Below are 15,357 nucleotides of genomic sequence, written 5' to 3' on the forward strand. Positions count from 1 at the left end.
AGACACGGCAAGCGCGACGGGCCGCCGCAGCGTGGCGGAACCGGCCCTCGGAGGCGGAAACTCCATCGGCCAGCATAGGCGTCCACGCGCGCCGTCCGCACCGGCGCGGGCGTCCACGCGCGCCGTCCGCACCGGCGCGGGCGGCCGGGTCGGCCGCCCGCGCCGCCCCCGTCGGTCAGCGCCGGGCTGTCCCCTCGTCGCCCGGTGTCGCCGGCCACGGATCGGCCCCACCGCCCGGGCCGCTGCCAGGCCGGTCCTCGACCGCCTCGCGCCCGGTGTCGGTGACCGCCTCGGTGGCGCGCTCGTCGGCTTCGCCGGGGTCCGTCGCGTACGGGTTGTCGGGACGGTCCGCCGTCGCGCTCTCCTCGACAGGCTCGTGTGCCTGCCACGCCGGGTGGATCCGGCCGGTCGGCTGGCCCGACTCGCCCCCGGCGGCGGTGGCACCGGAGGTGGGGCGGTCCGCCTCCCAGCCGGGAAGGACGCCCCCCGACGTGGGGTGGTCCCCCTCCCAGCCGGGGAGGATGCCCCCGGACGTGGGACGGTCCGCCTCCCAGCCCGGGTGCGTGCCGCCGGAGACGGGCCGGTCGACTCCCGTGGCTCCGCCCGCCGGTGCCCCCGGCCAGGGCGCCGTGGAGCCCTCCGGGGCTGCGGTCGTGCCGTCGGCGGGAGCCGGCCCGCCGGTCGCGGTCGCGTTCCGGTCGGGATGCCGGCCGGAGCGCAGGGCGCCGACCAGGCCGAGCACCCCGATGAGGACCAGCGCGACGGCGAGGAACCAGCCGACCGGCGGCAGGGCGAGCCCGATGATCTGGGCCGAGAGCCACCAGACGGCGAGCGCCAGGAAGAGCAGCCCGAAGGCGAACGAGACGAGGTCCGTACGGTGAGCCTTCACCGAGTCACCACCAGGTTTCCGGCGTTGATGTGGACGAAGAGGCGCAGGGTGCCGCCGCCGGCGCCGTCCGGACCGAGGTCGCTGATCTCCCGTGACCGCCCGGCCGGCCCGGGCTGGCGCTGGCCGAAGATGGTCGCGCTGCCCGCGTTGACGTCGGCCACCGTCGTCACGTCGACGTTCGGCGGTAGGACGACCGTGCCCTCGCCGAAGTTGACCGACACGGTGATCTCCGTGGTCTGCCCGGCGAAGTCGACCCCGCGCAGGTCCAGGACGGCGTCGCCGAAGCTGTTCTCGTAGCGGGTGGCCAGGTCCTGGTAGCTGGTCGGCGCCCAGGTCACCGCCCCGTCCACGCCCCGGAACCGGTCGTACGACTCGGCGACCGTCGCCACCGTCAGCGCGGCGGCAGTCACCAGGCCGAGCGCGATGAGCCAGCGGGCCCGGCCGAACCAGGTGCCGACGAGCAGCCCGACCCCGATGGTGGCCAGCGCCGCGGCGAAGTAGGCCGAGGCGCCCACGTCGAAGACGTTCAGCAGGTCGAGGATGGCGACCACGCCGAGGGCCAGGAAGATCAGCGAGAACGTCACCGCGCCGAGCGGCGAGCGCTCCTTCGGCCGCTTCGGGGGCTTGGCGCGCTTCGGCGGCTTCGGGGGCGGATATCCGCCCGCGGACTGCGACGCGTACGGGCCGTGCGGGGCGAACGGGGCCCGGTAGCCGGCCGGGGGGAGGGGCGCGGGCGGCGCGTACCCGGTGCCGGAGACGGCCGCCGGATGACCGGATCCGGCCGGCGTGGCCGGCCACTGCGGCATCGACGCCGCGGGCCAGGTGGGCAGTTCGGCGGTGCGCTCGGCGGGCGGCCCGGGGAGACCCGCGCCGCCAACCGGGGTGGTGCCGCCGGCCGGGAGCGGGGCGTCGGCGTGCGGGACGCCTCCGGCCTGCGGGGCGGTCACCGCCGGCCCGCTCGGCTGCCCGGTCGCGGGCGGCCACGGACCGAACCCGGGCGCCGGCGCGCCGGCCGTGGCGGTCAGGTCGACGGTGGGCGGGGCGGCGTACGGGTCCGGCGCCGGGTAGCTGACGGGTGGCACGGGGCCGGGCGGGGCGCCCGGCGCGGGAGCGGCGGTGGCGGCCCGGCCGGTCGCCCGGTGCTCCCGGTTCAACAGCAGTGCGCCACCGATCAGGATGGCCGCGCCGAGGAGGACCGCCCGGAAGGCGTCGGTGACGATGTAGCCGAAGCCGACCGCCGCCACGATGCTGAGCACGATCACGGTCACCGGCGACATGCTGGAGCGACCCCGCCCCAGCATCGACTCGATCGGCGACGCCGTGTCGCCCTCACCGGGGATGATCAGCCACGCGGCGACGTACACCAGGATCCCCACCCCGCCGAAGAACCCGAGGACCGCGAGCAGCACCCGCCACAGCACCGGATCGGTGTTGGTGGCGCGGCCGATGGCCGCGCAGACCCCGGCCAGGTAGCGCCCGTCGCGGGGTCGGACCAGCCCGTACCGCGAGGTGAAGCCGGCCGCGCCGGGCGGCGGCCCGCCCGCCGCGCCGGCCGGTCCGCCGGCCGGCGGCGTACCACCGCCGCCACCGCCGCCACCGCCGCCACCGCCGCCGCCGCCCGGGCCGTAGCCGGCGGCCCCCGCTCCGAACGCGGCGCCCGCCGTGCCGAAGCCGCCGGTGGCGTCCGCGCCGAAGCCGGCGGCGGGCGCCGCGGAGGGGCCCCCCGTCGGCGTGGTGCCGCCCGGCACGGAGCCGGGGGTGGCGGCCTCGGGACCCGGCCCGTAGCCGGCCGGACCCGAGCCGGGGTCGGTCGGGGGCCGGTGCGGTGCACCGGCCGCCGACGCCGGCCCGGCCCCCTCCGGCCCGGCGGTGCGCGGGTCGAGCGGCGGCGGGTCGAACGTGGCGGGCCCGGCCGGTCCGGCGGGCGCGGGCGGGCGCGGTGCTCCGTCCGGCGCCGCCTCGGGGCGTGGCGACTGGGCAGCTTCCTCGTTCATGCCTCGATCCTGCTGCGTCACCCGCCCGAGCGACCTCAGGAGCCGACCCTGACCCCACCCTGAGATCGTGGCGCCGGAATGTCGGGGGCGTCCCCGTGGTCGCCGCCGCCGGGACGTGTGACGATCGAACCCGTCCCGCCACGACGCGCCGGCCCGGCCCGGCGACCACCGCGACCAGGGAGTCTCCGATCACCACCGCCACCCCGCCACCCCGCCTCTACCGGGCCCCGGAACACCGGATGGCCGCCGGGGTGGCCGCCGGTATCGCCGACCACCTCGGCATCTCGGTGCTGCGGGTACGGGTCGCCTTCATGGTCCTGCTCGGGCTGAGCGGGCTCGGCCTCCTGCTCTACGCGGCGTTCTGGGCCGTGGTGCCGCTGCGCCCCGGTGACACCGGGACGCCGCCTCGGCGTGACCTGGCCCAGCTGCTGCCGTTCGTGGCGATCGGGCTCGGCGTCCTGCTCGTGCAGGTGATGGTCTTCGACTCGATCGGCGCGGCCGGCACCGCCGGCTGGCTCGTCGCGATCATCGCGGTGGGCGCCGGCGTGATCTGGCACCAGTCGGCCCCCGAGCGGCGGCGGCAGTGGGGTGAGGCCCTGCCGGTGCCGTGGCTCGGCGCGGTGGTCGAGGAGAGCGACCGCCGCGCGTTCGTGCTCCGGTTCATCGGCGGCGGGGTGCTGGTCGCGGTCGGGATCATCGGCGTCGCCGCGGTCTACTCGCCGGCCCAGAACTTCGACGCGGTGATCAACGGCGTCATCTTCGCGCTCGTCGGCCTCGCCGGGGTGGGCGTGGTCGCCGCGCCGGTGCTGTGGCGGACGTACAACCAGCTCCGGTCCGAGCGTGAGGGGCGCATCCGCGAGCAGGAGCGGGCGGAGCTGGCCGCCATGGTCCACGACCAGGTGCTGCACACCCTCGCCCTGATCCAACGCAACGCCAGCGACGTGAAGACCGTCCAGCGCCTGGCCCGCGGGCAGGAGCGCTCGCTGCGCAACTGGCTCTACAAGCCCACGGCATCGCCGGCGGAGCGGTTCGCGGCCGCGCTGGAGCAGGCCGCGGCCGAGGTCGAGGACACGTTCGCGATCACCGTCGAGACGGTGGTGGTGGGCGACCGGGAGACCGACGAGCGGGTTGGTGCGCTGGTCGCGGCCGCCCGGGAGGCGCTCGTGAACGCCGCCCGGCACGCGGGGGTGCAGACCGTCTCGCTCTATGCCGAGGTGGAGCCCGAACAGGTCAGCGTCTTCGTCCGTGACCGGGGCAAGGGATTCGACCCGGATACCGTGGAGGACCACCGGCACGGTGTCCGTGGTTCGATCATCGGGCGGATGAAGCGGCACGGCGGTCGGGCCGAGATCCGGTCCACGCCGGGGGAGGGGACCGAGATCCGGCTGATCCTGCCGATCCCCCGCGATTCGTCCACGGCGGAAAGGGACAGATGACGATGGCCGACCAGTCGATGGAGCCGACCGAGGCGGGTGCCCGGGCCGAGCGGCTGCGGGTGTTCCTCGTGGACGACCACGCCATGTTCCGCGCGGGCGTACGCGCCGAGCTCGGCGCGCACGTCGAGGTGGTGGGCGAGGCGAGCACGGTGACCGAGGCGGTCAGCCGGATCGCCGCGACGCTGCCGGACGTCGTCCTGCTCGACGTGCACATGCCGGACGGCGGTGGCCGTGCGGTGCTGGAGGCGATGCGGCGTACCCACCCGCAGGTCAGGTTCCTGGCGCTGAGCGTCTCGGACGCGGCGGAGGACGTGATCGGGCTGATCCGGGCCGGGGCCCGCGGCTACGTCACCAAGACCATCTCCCCGGACGAGCTGACCGCCGCGATCCGCCGGGTCGCCGACGGCGACGCCGTGTTCAGCCCTCGGCTGGCCGGGTTCGTGCTGGACGCCTTCGCGGCGCGGCCGGACGCGCCGGTGGCCGATCCGGAGCTGGACCAGCTCACCAACCGGGAGCGCGAGGTGCTCCGGCTGCTCGCCCGGGGGTACGCGTACAAGGAGATCGCGAAGGAGCTGTACATCTCGATCAAGACGGTCGAGACCCACGTCTCCAACGTGCTGCGCAAGCTCCAGATGTCCAACCGGTACGAGTTGTCGCGGTGGGCCGCCGACCGGCGGCTGGTGTAGCCCGGCCTACTCGGTGCGCAGCACCGTGAACGCCTCGGCCAGCCGGCCGGGCGGCAGGCCGGCGTTGTCGGCGACCGTGGTGAGCCGGTCCCGGATCCAGGGCTCCACGTCGAAGTGCCCCGTCTGGGAACGGTGCGCGCGCATCGCCGCGACCTTGCGGTCGAACCGCTCGGTGATGTCGACGGCGTGGTCCGGCGCGGGTCCGCCGAAGTACCAGACCTCCCGGACCACCCACGGCTCCAGTCCCTCGGCGAGGAGTGCGGGGTGGGCGAAGGGGTTGCGCGCGTCGGGGTAGATGGCGCAGGTGGTGGCCTCGCCGATGGCCAGGTGGTCGGGGTGGCTGGGCCCGGAGAGCTGTTCCCAGCGACGCAACGGCGAGCTGGTCAGCACGCGGTCGGGCCGGAACCGGCGGATCGCCGCGGTGATGTCGCGGCGCAGCGTCATGGTCGGCGCGAGCGCGCCGTCGGGATACCCGTCGAGGAAGTCGACCCGCGTGACGCCCAGCGCCGCGGCGGCGGCCCGTTGCTCCGCCTCCCGCAGCCGGGGTATCTCGGCCCGTTCGGTGTCGTCGAAGCCGCCGGACTCCCCCCGGGTGGCGATGAGGTAGGCGACTTCGATACCCTCATCCACCCAGCTGGCGATCGTGCCCGCACAGCCAAAATCGACATCGTCCGGATGGGCGAGAACGGCCAGCACGCGACGGACGTCGGCGAGCACCGGAGCCGAGGCGGGGAAGCTCACAGCGCCCGAGCGTACGCTTCGCCGCTTCCGTTGGTGGGACAAGGTCTTACCTGGTCACAGCGGTGTGAGCAGGTCATTTCATGATCTTTTCTCAAGTATCGGCAACGTGGCGGGCGCCTAACGTCTTGATAACGGCACCTTCACGGAAGCGTCCGGTGAGTGTCACAGTGGCAAGCACCTCGCCACCCGTGTGAGGCACTCCGTACGGCCTGACGACCACGCCCCGCCGCCCCTCGGCTGCGGTCCGTGGAAGCGACGCCTGCGCGGTGTCGATCCGGACCGGGCGGGGTGGCCCGGCGGATCGGCGCACCAGGGGGTGTTCCGACTTCCCAGTGGTGTTCGGCGGTCCGTGTCACCGGGTCGCCGTTGGCGTCACCCCCCAGACGTGCGTGATACCCACGACGGAACCAGGTTAGAAAGAGGAGGCCCCTCGGAATGAGAGTCTCGAAGCGGACGAGCAGCGCGGTCGCGCTGGGCGCGGCGGTCGCGCTCATCGCGTCCGGGTGCTCGGGCAGCGACGACGGCGGCGACGCCGGCAACAGCACGGACGGCGCCATCGTCATCGACGGCACCCAGCCGGAGGTTCCCCTGGTCCCGGCGAACACCACCGAGACCGGTGGTGGCGCGATCATCGACTACCTGTGGACCGGCCTCGTCGAGTACCCGAACAACGGTGGCGCCCCGCAGAACGCCGTCGCGGAGTCGATTGAGACCCAGGACTCCAAGGTCTACACGATCAAGATCAAGAAGGGCCTGAAGTTCCACGACGGCACCGAGGTGAAGGCCGCGAACTTCACCAAGGCCTGGAACTGGGCGGCCTACTCGCCGAACGGCGCGCAGAACTCGAGCTTCTTCGCCGACATCCAGGGCTTCGCCGACGTGCAGTCCGAGGACCCGGACGGTGAGGGCCCGCAGAAGGCGCCGGAGCCGAAGGCCAAGGAGATGTCCGGCCTGAAGGTCGTCGACGACTACACCTTCGAGGTCACCCTCGGCGCCCCGACCGCGGTGTTCCCCACCAAGCTCGGTTACAGCGCGTTCGTTCCGCTGCCGGACGTGTTCTTCACCCAGACGCCGGAGGAGTTCGGCAAGAAGCCGGTCGGCAACGGCCCGGTGAAGTTCGTGTCGTGGGAAGACGACGTCATGATCAAGCTGACGCGCTTCGACGACTACTCGCTGCGCGACAAGATGAAGATCAAGGACGTCGACGTCAAGCTCTACCAGGAGGACACGGCGGCCTACAACGACCTGCTCGCTGGCAACCTCGACTTCCAGCAGCAGGTTCCGGTCTCCGCGCTCGCCGGTGACAAGTGGAAGTCGGACCTGGGCGACAAGGCCATCCAGTCGACCACGCCGTCGACGGGCATCATCGCCTTCCCGATCTACGACCCGAAGTACAAGGACCCGAAGCTGCGCAAGGCCGTCTCGCTGGCGATCAACCGGCAGGAGATCACCGACAAGATCTTCTTCGGTAACCGCACCCCGGCCGACAGCTGGGCCAACCCGCTGACCCCGGGTGCCAAGGAAGGCAACTGCACCGCCTGCCAGTTCAACCCGGACGAGGCCAAGCGGCTGCTCGCCGAGGCCGGTGGCTTCCAGGGCGAGATGGTCTTCTACTACAACGCCGACGCCAGCCACAAGGAGTGGATGGAGGCCGTCGCGCAGAGCGTGAAGAACGTGCTGAACATCAACGCGCGGGCCGAGGGCATCCCGACCTTCGCGGTCTTCCGTCAGCAGATCAACGCTCACAAGATGACCGGCCCGTACCGTGCCGGTTGGCAGCAGGACTACCCGGACGTGGAGAACTGGGTCAACCCGCTCTACGTGACCGGTGGCTCCTCGAACGACGGTCTGTACAGCAACAAGCAGGTCGACGCGCTGGCCAAGGAGGCCAGCGGCGCGCCGAACCTGGACGCTGCGCACGCCAAGTTCGCCGAGGCCGTCGCCCTCATCGACCAGGACGTCCCGTCGATCCCGGTCTACTTCCAGGGCCAGCAGTCCGGCCACTCGGACAAGATCAAGAAGGTGGAGCTGACCAACGTCGGCGAGATCGACATCACCTCCGTCGAGCTCTGATCCGTACGGTCTGACCCAGGTCGGGCTCACCGCACCAGGTGAGCCCGACCTGGGGCCGTTCCGCGAGGGGTGCAAAATACCCCTCGACACGTCGTCACGCGTGTCGGTCGCCGACGCGCCCCCTGTCTGGAGGACCACCCCATGGGCCGTTATCTCTTGAGACGGCTGCTCCAACTCGTCCCGGTCTTCATCGGAACGACATTCCTGATCTACTGGCTCGTCTGGGCTGTGCCCGGCGACCCCTTCGCCGGCAAGTGCGGCGAGCGGCCGTGCCCGCCGGGATTCGTCGCGATGATGACCGAGAAGTTCCAGCTGGACCAGCCTCTCTACGTGCAGTACGCCACGTACATGAAGAACCTCTTCCAGGGGGACTTCGGCACGACGTTCGGCGGCCGTTCGATCAACGACATCATCGTCACGGCCTACCCGAACACCCTCAAGCTGGCCGTGGTGGCCCTGGCGATCGAGGCCATCATCGGCCTCACCGCCGGCGTGGTGACCGGCCTGCGGCGTAACGGCTTCCTGGACAACCTGGTCCTGATCTCCACGCTCTTCCTCATCGCGCTGCCGATCTTCGTCATCGGCTTCGTGCTGCAGTGGGTGCTCGGCGTGCAGTTTGCGATCATCAACCCCACCGTGTCCAGCGAAATGCGGCTCTCCGAGTTGATCGTTCCCGGCTTCGTGCTGGGCAGCATCTCGATGGCCTACATCGCTCGTGTGGCGCGCACCAGCATCTCCGAGAACCGCCGCTCCGACTACGTCCGCACGGCCATCGCCAAGGGCCTGCCGATGCGTCGGGTCGTCGGCGTGCACCTGCTGCGCAACTCCCTGATCCCGGTGGTCACCCTGCTCGGCACCGACCTCGGTGCCCTGATGGGCGGCGCCATCGTCACCGAGGGCATCTTCCAGATCAACGGCATCGGCCGCATCGTCTACCGGTCGATCGTCACCAAGGAGAGCGCCACCGTGGTCTCCATCGTGGTGATCCTGGTGCTCGTCTATCTCCTGATGAACCTGCTGGTGGACCTGCTCTACGCCGCCCTGGACCCGAGGATCCGCTATGAGTGAGCGCAGCGAACGAATCATCAACGCGGTGTGCCCGGTCACTCAGGCCGGCGCCGAGCGGAGCGAGGTGGCGGCATGAGTGACCCGAGCGCTGCGTCGATCGTCTCCCCACCGCCGTCGCACCAGCCCACCGAGATCGGTGGCCCGACGAACGCGGGCCTGCCCGACAGCGCGAAGCAGGACAAGCCCCGCGGCCTCCTCGGCGACGCCTGGCGCGACCTGCGGCGCAAGCCGCTCTTCTGGATCTCCGCGGCCTTCATCCTGCTCTTCGTGGTGATGGCGGCCTTCCCGTCGCTCTTCACCTCGGCCGACCCGACCGCCGGTGAGCTGAGCCGCAGCCTGGAGAAGCCGTCCGGCCACGCGTGGTTCGGCTACGACATCCAGGGCCGGGACGTCTTCGCCCGCACGATCTACGGGGCCAACGCCTCGATCGTCGTGGCGCTGCTCTCGGTGCTCGGCACGCTGCTGATCGGCGGCACCATGGGCATGATCGCCGGCTTCCGCGGCGGCTGGGTGGACGCCCTGCTCTCCCGGATCGCCGACGTCTTCTTCGGCCTGCCGTTCGTGCTCGGCGCGATCGTCATCCTGACCACCTTCAACGGGTCGGGCACCAGCAACAGCGAGTGGGAGGTCAAGTTCCTCGTCATCGCGTCGCTGGTCGTGCTGAGCTGGCCGGTCGTCATGCGACTCATGCGCTCCTCGGTGCTGGCCACCAAGGAGGCCGACTACATCGTGGCGGCCCGGGCGCTGGGAGCCGGCAACGGCCGGATCATCCTCAAGCACCTGCTGCCGAACTGCCTGGCCCCGATCCTGGTGTACGGCACGATCATGGTCGGCTCGTTCATCGGCGCCGAGGCGACGCTCTCCTTCCTGGGCGTCGGCCTGAAGTCGCCGGTGGTCTCGTGGGGCATCATCATCAACGAGGCGCAGGACCTGATCCGGGTGGCCCCGTACCTGCTCTTCTTCCCCGCCGCGTTCCTCGTCGCCGCCGTGCTGAGCTTCGTGATGCTCGGTGAGGCGGTCCGCGAGGCCCTCGACCCGAAACTCCGCTAGGGGAGATCCAGTTGTCCGACATTCTCGTGTCCGAGCAGTCCGCCGCGGGCGCCTCAGGGCGCCCCACCGGCCGGCTGCTCGAGGTCGACGACCTCCGCGTGGAGTTCCGCACCCGCGACGGCGTCGCCAAGGTCATCAACGGGGTCACGTACCACGTCGACGCGGGGGAGACCCTCGCCGTGCTCGGCGAGTCCGGCTCCGGCAAGAGCGTCACGGCGCAGACCATCATGGGCATCCTCGACAGCCCTCCCGGTCACGTCACCGGCGGGCAGGTGCGCTTCCACGGCAAGGACATGCTCAAGATGTCCTTCGAGGAGCGTCGCCGCATCCGCGGCGAGGGCATCGCGATGATCTTCCAGGACGCGCTCTCCGCGCTGAACCCGGTCTTCACCGTCGGGTTCCAGATCGCCGAGCAGTTCCGCGTCCGGCGCGGCATGAGCCGCTCCGACGCCAAGAAGCGCGCGATCGAGATGCTCGACCAGGTCAAGATCCCGAACGCCAAGGGCCGGTTCAGCAACTACCCGCACCAGTTCTCCGGCGGTATGCGGCAGCGGGCGATGATCGCCATGTCGCTGGCGCTCGACCCGGAGGTGCTGATCGCGGACGAGCCCACCACGGCGCTCGACGTGACCGTCCAGGCCCAGATCATGGACCTGCTGGCCGAGTTGCAGCGTGAGCGGCAGATGGGCATGATCCTGATCACCCACGACCTCGGCGTGGTCGCCGACGTCGCGGACCGGATCGCGGTCATGTACGCGGGCCGGATCGTCGAGGAAGCCAACGTGTACGACCTGTACGCCAAGCCGGCGCACCCGTACACCCTCGGCCTGCTCAACTCGATCCCGCGCCTGGACGAGAAGGGGCAGCAGCTCCGGACCATCAAGGGCCTCCCGCCGAACCTGATGAACATCCCGCCGGGCTGCCCGTTCAACCCGCGCTGCCCCATGGCGCAGCCGGTCTGCCGCGAGAAGGTGCCGCCGCTGCTGCAGATCGGTGCCGGCCGCGCCAGCGCCTGCCACTTCGCCGAGGAGCTGGTGAACCGTGACTGAGAACATCCTCGAGGTCCGTGACCTGGTCAAGCACTACCCGGTCACCCGTGGCGTGGTCTTCAAGAAGACCGTCGGTCACGTGAAGGCGGTGGACGGGGTCAGCTTCGACCTGCGTCAGGGCGAGACCCTCGGCGTGGTGGGCGAGTCCGGCTGCGGCAAGTCGACGCTCGCCCGGGTGCTCATGAACCTGGAGAAGCCGACCGGTGGCTCGGTCCACTACAAGGGGCAGGACATCTCCAAGCTCTCCGGTGGGGCGCTGCGGCGGCTCCGCCGGCAGATCCAGCTGGTGATGCAGGACCCGTACACCTCGCTGAACCCGCGGATGACGGTCGGCGACATCATCGGCGAGCCGTTCGAGATCCACCCTGACGCCGCGCCGAGGGGCAGCCGGCGCCGGAAGGTGCAGGAGCTGCTCGACCTCGTGGGCCTCAACCCGGAGCACATCAACCGGTACCCGCACCAGTTCTCCGGTGGTCAGCGGCAGCGCATCGGCATCGCCCGCGCGCTCGCGCTGCGTCCGGAGATCATCGTCTGCGACGAGCCGGTGTCGGCGCTGGACGTGTCGATCCAGGCGCAGGTCATGAACCTGCTGGAGCAGCTCCAGCAGGAGTTCGGCCTGGCGTACGTCTTCATCGCGCACGACCTGTCGGTGGTGCGGCACCTCAGCGACCGGGTCGCGGTGATGTACCTCGGCAAGATCGTCGAGATCGGCACCGAGGACGAGATCTACGAGCGGCCGACCCACCCGTACACGCAGGCGCTGCTCTCCGCCGTGCCGGTGCCCGACCCGACGGTCCGGGAGCACAAGGCGATCATCCGCCTGACCGGTGACGTCCCGTCGCCGGCCGACCCGCCGTCGGGCTGCCGGTTCCGTACCCGGTGCTGGAAGGCGCAGGACGTCTGCGCCCAGGAGGTGCCGCTGCTGCAGATCCGGAGGGGCTCGGACCACCCGAGCGCCTGCCACTTCGCCGAGAAGCGGGAGATCGTGGCCACCCACGAGGCGGCCTGACCCACCCCGTGAACCGCCTGCCGGCGTCGCGAGACGCCGGCAGGCGGTTCGCCGTTTCCGGTGACCCGCGGTGGCCGCCCCACCCGGGCCGGGCGGCCTCCGGGCCCTCGTCAGAGCGGGCCGCGGCCCGCGCGGAGCAGGAGCAGCGCGACCTGGGTGCCGTCCGCGCCGAGCGCCGCCCGGAAGCGCTCCAGGATCTCGCGCTCCCGGGAGAGCACGAGCCGGGTGCCGCCGGAGGCCATCCGCGTCGCGCCGACCTCCTGGGAGAGGCTCGCGCGCTCCAGCCAGAGGTCGATGATCGCCTGGTCGATCTGGTCGATGCGCTGACGGATCTCCCGGATGCGGGCCGCCGCCATCGGCTCCTGCGTGCCGGCGTCCAGCACCGGCGACCCGCCCGCCGGCCCGGTGGTGGCGTCCGCGCCCGTCGCGCCGCCCGCCGCGGGGGCTGCCCGGCCCGGGTCGTCGGCCGCCGCGGCGGCGTCGGGCACCGGCGCGGCACCCGTCCCGCCGTCCGCCGCGGGACGCTCCGCCGACGCGCCGTCGGGCTCCCCACCGCCGCGCCGCGCCGGGCCGCCGTTCTGCTGCACCACGTCTGTCATCATCGCCGTACCCCTCGGCCGTCGTGCCCCGGTGCCCGGAACCCGGGAACGAGAAAGCCCCGGGCTCCAGGAGCCCGGGGCTTCTCGCAGGTCTGTTGATCAGGCGCGACCCACGGCTGCCGGACTCCCGGTGCCGTAGTAAAAGTAGTAGCGCTGACCGAACACGCCGTCGAGTATGCCCACGCCGAGCCCCGGCGCGCAAGGAATCCCACCAACCGGGCCCGCCGGCCGGCGCCGGGCCGCGGTCGCCGTTGCCGGCGGCGTACGCGTCGCGGGCCGCCGTGCCCGCGGGCGTGCTGCGGTCGGGGAGTGTCCGGGGGGCGGCATAGACTCGCCGTGCGATGCATCCTCTCTTCGACATCCCCGCGTCCCCGCCCGCGCCCGAGCCCGCCCGCCCGAAGCGGCCCGGCCACGCGGGCAGCCGCCTCGACCCGCAGGAACTGCTCACCGGGCTCAACGGGCCGCAGCGTGACGCCGTCACCCACGCCGGCTCGCCCCTGCTGATCGTGGCGGGTGCCGGCTCCGGCAAGACCCGGGTGCTGACCCACCGGATCGCCTACCTGCTCGCCGCCCGGGACGTGCACCCCGGGGAGATCATCGCGATCACCTTCACCAACAAGGCGGCCGGTGAGATGAAGGAGCGGGTGGCCGCGCTGGTCGGGCCACGGGCACGCCTCATGTGGGTGTCGACGTTCCACTCCGCCTGCGTCCGGATCCTGCGCGCCGAGCACGAGCACGCCGGGCTGAAGTCGACCTTCTCCATCTACGACGCGGACGACTCGCGCCGGCTCATGCAGATGGTCGCCCGGGAGCTGGATCTCGACCCCAAGCGCTACCCGGCGCGGGGGCTCGCCGCCCAGGTCTCCAACCTGAAGAACGAGCTGGTCGACCCGGACGAGTTCGCCGCCCGCGCGAAGGGCCCCAACGAGCGGGCGCTCGCCGAGGCCTACGCGCTCTACCAGCGCCGGCTGCGCGAGGCACACGCGCTGGACTTCGACGATCTGATCATGACGACGGTGCATCTGCTCCAGTCGCACCCGCATGTCGCGGAGACCTACCGCCGGCGCTTCCGCCACGTGCTGGTCGACGAGTACCAGGACACCAACCACGCCCAGTACGTCCTCATCAAGGAGCTGGTCTCGGGCACCGAGGGGCTGGCGCCGGCCGAGCTCTGCGTGGTGGGCGACGCGGACCAGTCGATCTACGCGTTTCGGGGCGCGACGATCCGCAACATCCTGGAGTTCGAGCGGGACTTCACCGACGCCCGGACGATCCTGCTGGAGCAGAACTACCGCTCCACCCAGACGATCCTCAACGCGGCCAACGCCGTGATCGACCGCAACACCGCCCGCAAGCCGAAGCGGCTGTGGAGTGACGCGGGCCCCGGCGAGCAGATCGTGGGCTACGTGGCCGACACCGAGCACGCCGAGGCGGACTGGGTGGCCCGCGAGATCGACCAGCTGGTCGACGCCGGCGACACCCGGCCGGGCGACGTGGCGGTCTTCTACCGCACCAACGCCCAGTCCCGAGTGTTCGAGGAGGTCTTCATCCGGGTCGGCCTGCCCTACAAGGTCGTCGGCGGCGTGCGCTTCTACGAGCGCAAGGAGGTCCGCGACGCCCTGGCCTACCTGCGTGCCGTGGTCAACGACGACGACACGGTGAGCCTGCGGCGCATCCTCAACACGCCGCGCCGGGGGATCGGCGAGCGGGCGGAGGCGTGCGTGGAGGCGCTCTCCAGCCGGGAGCGGATCTCGTTCGGCGCGGCCCTGCGCCGCGCCCAGGAGGCGCCCGGCATCTCCACCCGCGCGGCGAACAGCATCGCCGATTTCGTGGCGCTGCTCGACGGTGCCCGGGAGGTCGCGGAGACCGGCACTCCCGAGGAGGTGCTGGAGGCTCTGCTCACCCGGTCGGGCTACCTGAGCGAGCTGGAGGAGAGCATCGATCCGCAGGACGCCGGCCGGGTCGACAACCTCCAGGAGCTCGTGAGCGTCGCCCGGGAGTACACCGAGCGGGTCGAGGCGACCGGGGCCGAGGGCGAGCGGGCCACCCTGGCCGGCTTCCTGGAACAGGTCGCCCTGGTCGCCGACGCCGACCAGGTGCCCACGGACGACCCGGACCACCAGGGCGTCGTCACGCTGATGACCCTGCACACCGCGAAGGGCCTGGAGTTCCCGGTGGTCTTCCTGACCGGCCTGGAGGACGGCGTCTTCCCGCACCTGCGGTCGCTCGGCGACACCCGCGAGCTGGAGGAGGAGCGGCGACTGGCGTACGTGGGGATCACCCGCGCCCGGCAGCGCCTCTACCTCTCCCGCGCGGTGACCCGCTCGGCGTGGGGGCAGCCGGCCTACAACCCGCCGTCGCGATTCCTCGAGGAGCTGCCGCCGGAGCTGGTGCGCTGGGAGCGCACCGAGGGGTCGTACACCTCGTGGGCCGGCGGTGGCGGCGGCGTGGGGGGCCGTGCGGACCGCGCGCCCGGCGGGCGTGGCGGCTTCACCGGTGGCACGCCGAAGGCGGCGCAGCTGGCGCGGCGGCTCGGCGTGGACGGCAGCCGGCTGACCACGGCCAGCGAGCTGCCGCAGGCGCCGAAGGTGGCCGCCGGTGACCGGGTCAACCACCAGCGCTACGGCCTGGGCCGCGTGATCGTGGTGGAGGGGCACGGCCCGGGGGCCCGGGCACAGATCGACTTCGGTGACCAGACCCTCTGGCTGGTGCTGCGGCACGCCCCGATCGACAAGCTCTGAGGCGTCGACGCCCGGCCCGGCA

General features: G+C 72.0%; 11 protein-coding genes and 1 pseudogene. 8 read left to right on the forward strand and 4 right to left on the reverse strand.

Features of this window, described 5'->3' with window-relative positions; genetic code table 11:
• Positions 1-616 precede the first annotated feature (616 nt).
• Positions 617-889, reverse strand: a pseudogene (locus SM573_RS09690) (hypothetical protein); the annotation flags it as partial.
• Entirely contained in the window at positions 886-2,883 is a 1,998-nt protein-coding gene (locus SM573_RS09695) for a PspC domain-containing protein (protein WP_474615923.1), read from the reverse strand. The pseudogene SM573_RS09690 and the gene SM573_RS09695, both read right to left, overlap by 4 nt.
• A gap of 188 nt (positions 2,884-3,071) precedes the next feature.
• On the opposite strand from SM573_RS09695, the gene SM573_RS09700 reads away from it, so the two are divergent.
• Complete coding sequence (locus SM573_RS09700) at positions 3,072-4,319, forward strand: PspC domain-containing protein (protein WP_474613815.1); 1,248 nt, start codon at positions 3,072-3,074, stop codon at positions 4,317-4,319.
• Between the two features lie 2 nt (positions 4,320-4,321).
• Positions 4,322-5,005: a response regulator gene (locus tag SM573_RS09705; protein WP_474613816.1), complete on the forward strand. Its 684-nt coding sequence runs from the start codon at positions 4,322-4,324 to the stop codon at positions 5,003-5,005.
• A 6-nt stretch (positions 5,006-5,011) separates the two neighbouring features.
• On the opposite strand, the gene SM573_RS09710 is transcribed toward SM573_RS09705, so the two are convergent.
• The gene (locus SM573_RS09710) at positions 5,012-5,746 is read right to left on the reverse strand and encodes a PIG-L deacetylase family protein (protein WP_474615924.1); all 735 of its coding nucleotides are present in this window, start codon (positions 5,744-5,746) and stop codon (positions 5,012-5,014) included.
• A 435-nt stretch (positions 5,747-6,181) separates the two neighbouring features.
• Between SM573_RS09710 and SM573_RS09715 the strand changes: the two genes are divergently transcribed.
• The 5 genes from SM573_RS09715 (at position 6,182) to SM573_RS09735 (ending at position 11,995) form a co-directional block, all read left to right on the forward strand.
• Entirely contained in the window at positions 6,182-7,819 is a 1,638-nt protein-coding gene (locus SM573_RS09715; RefSeq protein WP_474613580.1) for a peptide ABC transporter substrate-binding protein, read from the forward strand.
• A 141-nt stretch (positions 7,820-7,960) separates the two neighbouring features.
• Positions 7,961-8,887, forward strand: a complete 927-nt coding sequence (locus SM573_RS09720; protein ID WP_474613581.1) for an ABC transporter permease — start codon at positions 7,961-7,963, stop codon at positions 8,885-8,887.
• A 72-nt stretch (positions 8,888-8,959) separates the two neighbouring features.
• Entirely contained in the window at positions 8,960-9,937 is a 978-nt protein-coding gene (locus SM573_RS09725; RefSeq protein ID WP_474613582.1) for an ABC transporter permease, read from the forward strand.
• Positions 9,938-9,963: 26 nt separating this feature from the next.
• A complete protein-coding gene (locus SM573_RS09730) occupies positions 9,964-10,986 on the forward strand; it encodes an ABC transporter ATP-binding protein (RefSeq protein ID WP_474613817.1) in 1,023 nt (340 codons plus the stop codon).
• Positions 10,979-11,995 carry an ABC transporter ATP-binding protein gene (locus SM573_RS09735; protein WP_474613583.1) on the forward strand — a complete coding sequence of 339 codons (1,017 nt, stop codon included), beginning with the start codon at positions 10,979-10,981 and terminating at the stop codon, positions 11,993-11,995. Before SM573_RS09730 ends, SM573_RS09735 begins: the two co-directional genes overlap by 8 nt.
• Positions 11,996-12,105: 110 nt before the next feature.
• Here the strand turns inward: SM573_RS09735 and SM573_RS09740 are convergent, their stop codons facing one another.
• Complete coding sequence (locus SM573_RS09740) at positions 12,106-12,378, reverse strand: chorismate mutase (RefSeq protein WP_474613818.1); 273 nt, start codon at positions 12,376-12,378, stop codon at positions 12,106-12,108.
• Positions 12,379-12,935: 557 nt separating this feature from the next.
• Between SM573_RS09740 and pcrA the strand changes: the two genes are divergently transcribed.
• Positions 12,936-15,335 (forward strand): DNA helicase PcrA, encoded by a 2,400-nt coding sequence (gene pcrA, locus SM573_RS09745; protein ID WP_474613584.1) that lies wholly within the window; start codon positions 12,936-12,938, stop codon positions 15,333-15,335.
• Positions 15,336-15,357: the final 22 nt, after the last annotated feature.

The organism is Micromonospora xinjiangensis, from assembly GCF_056150165.1.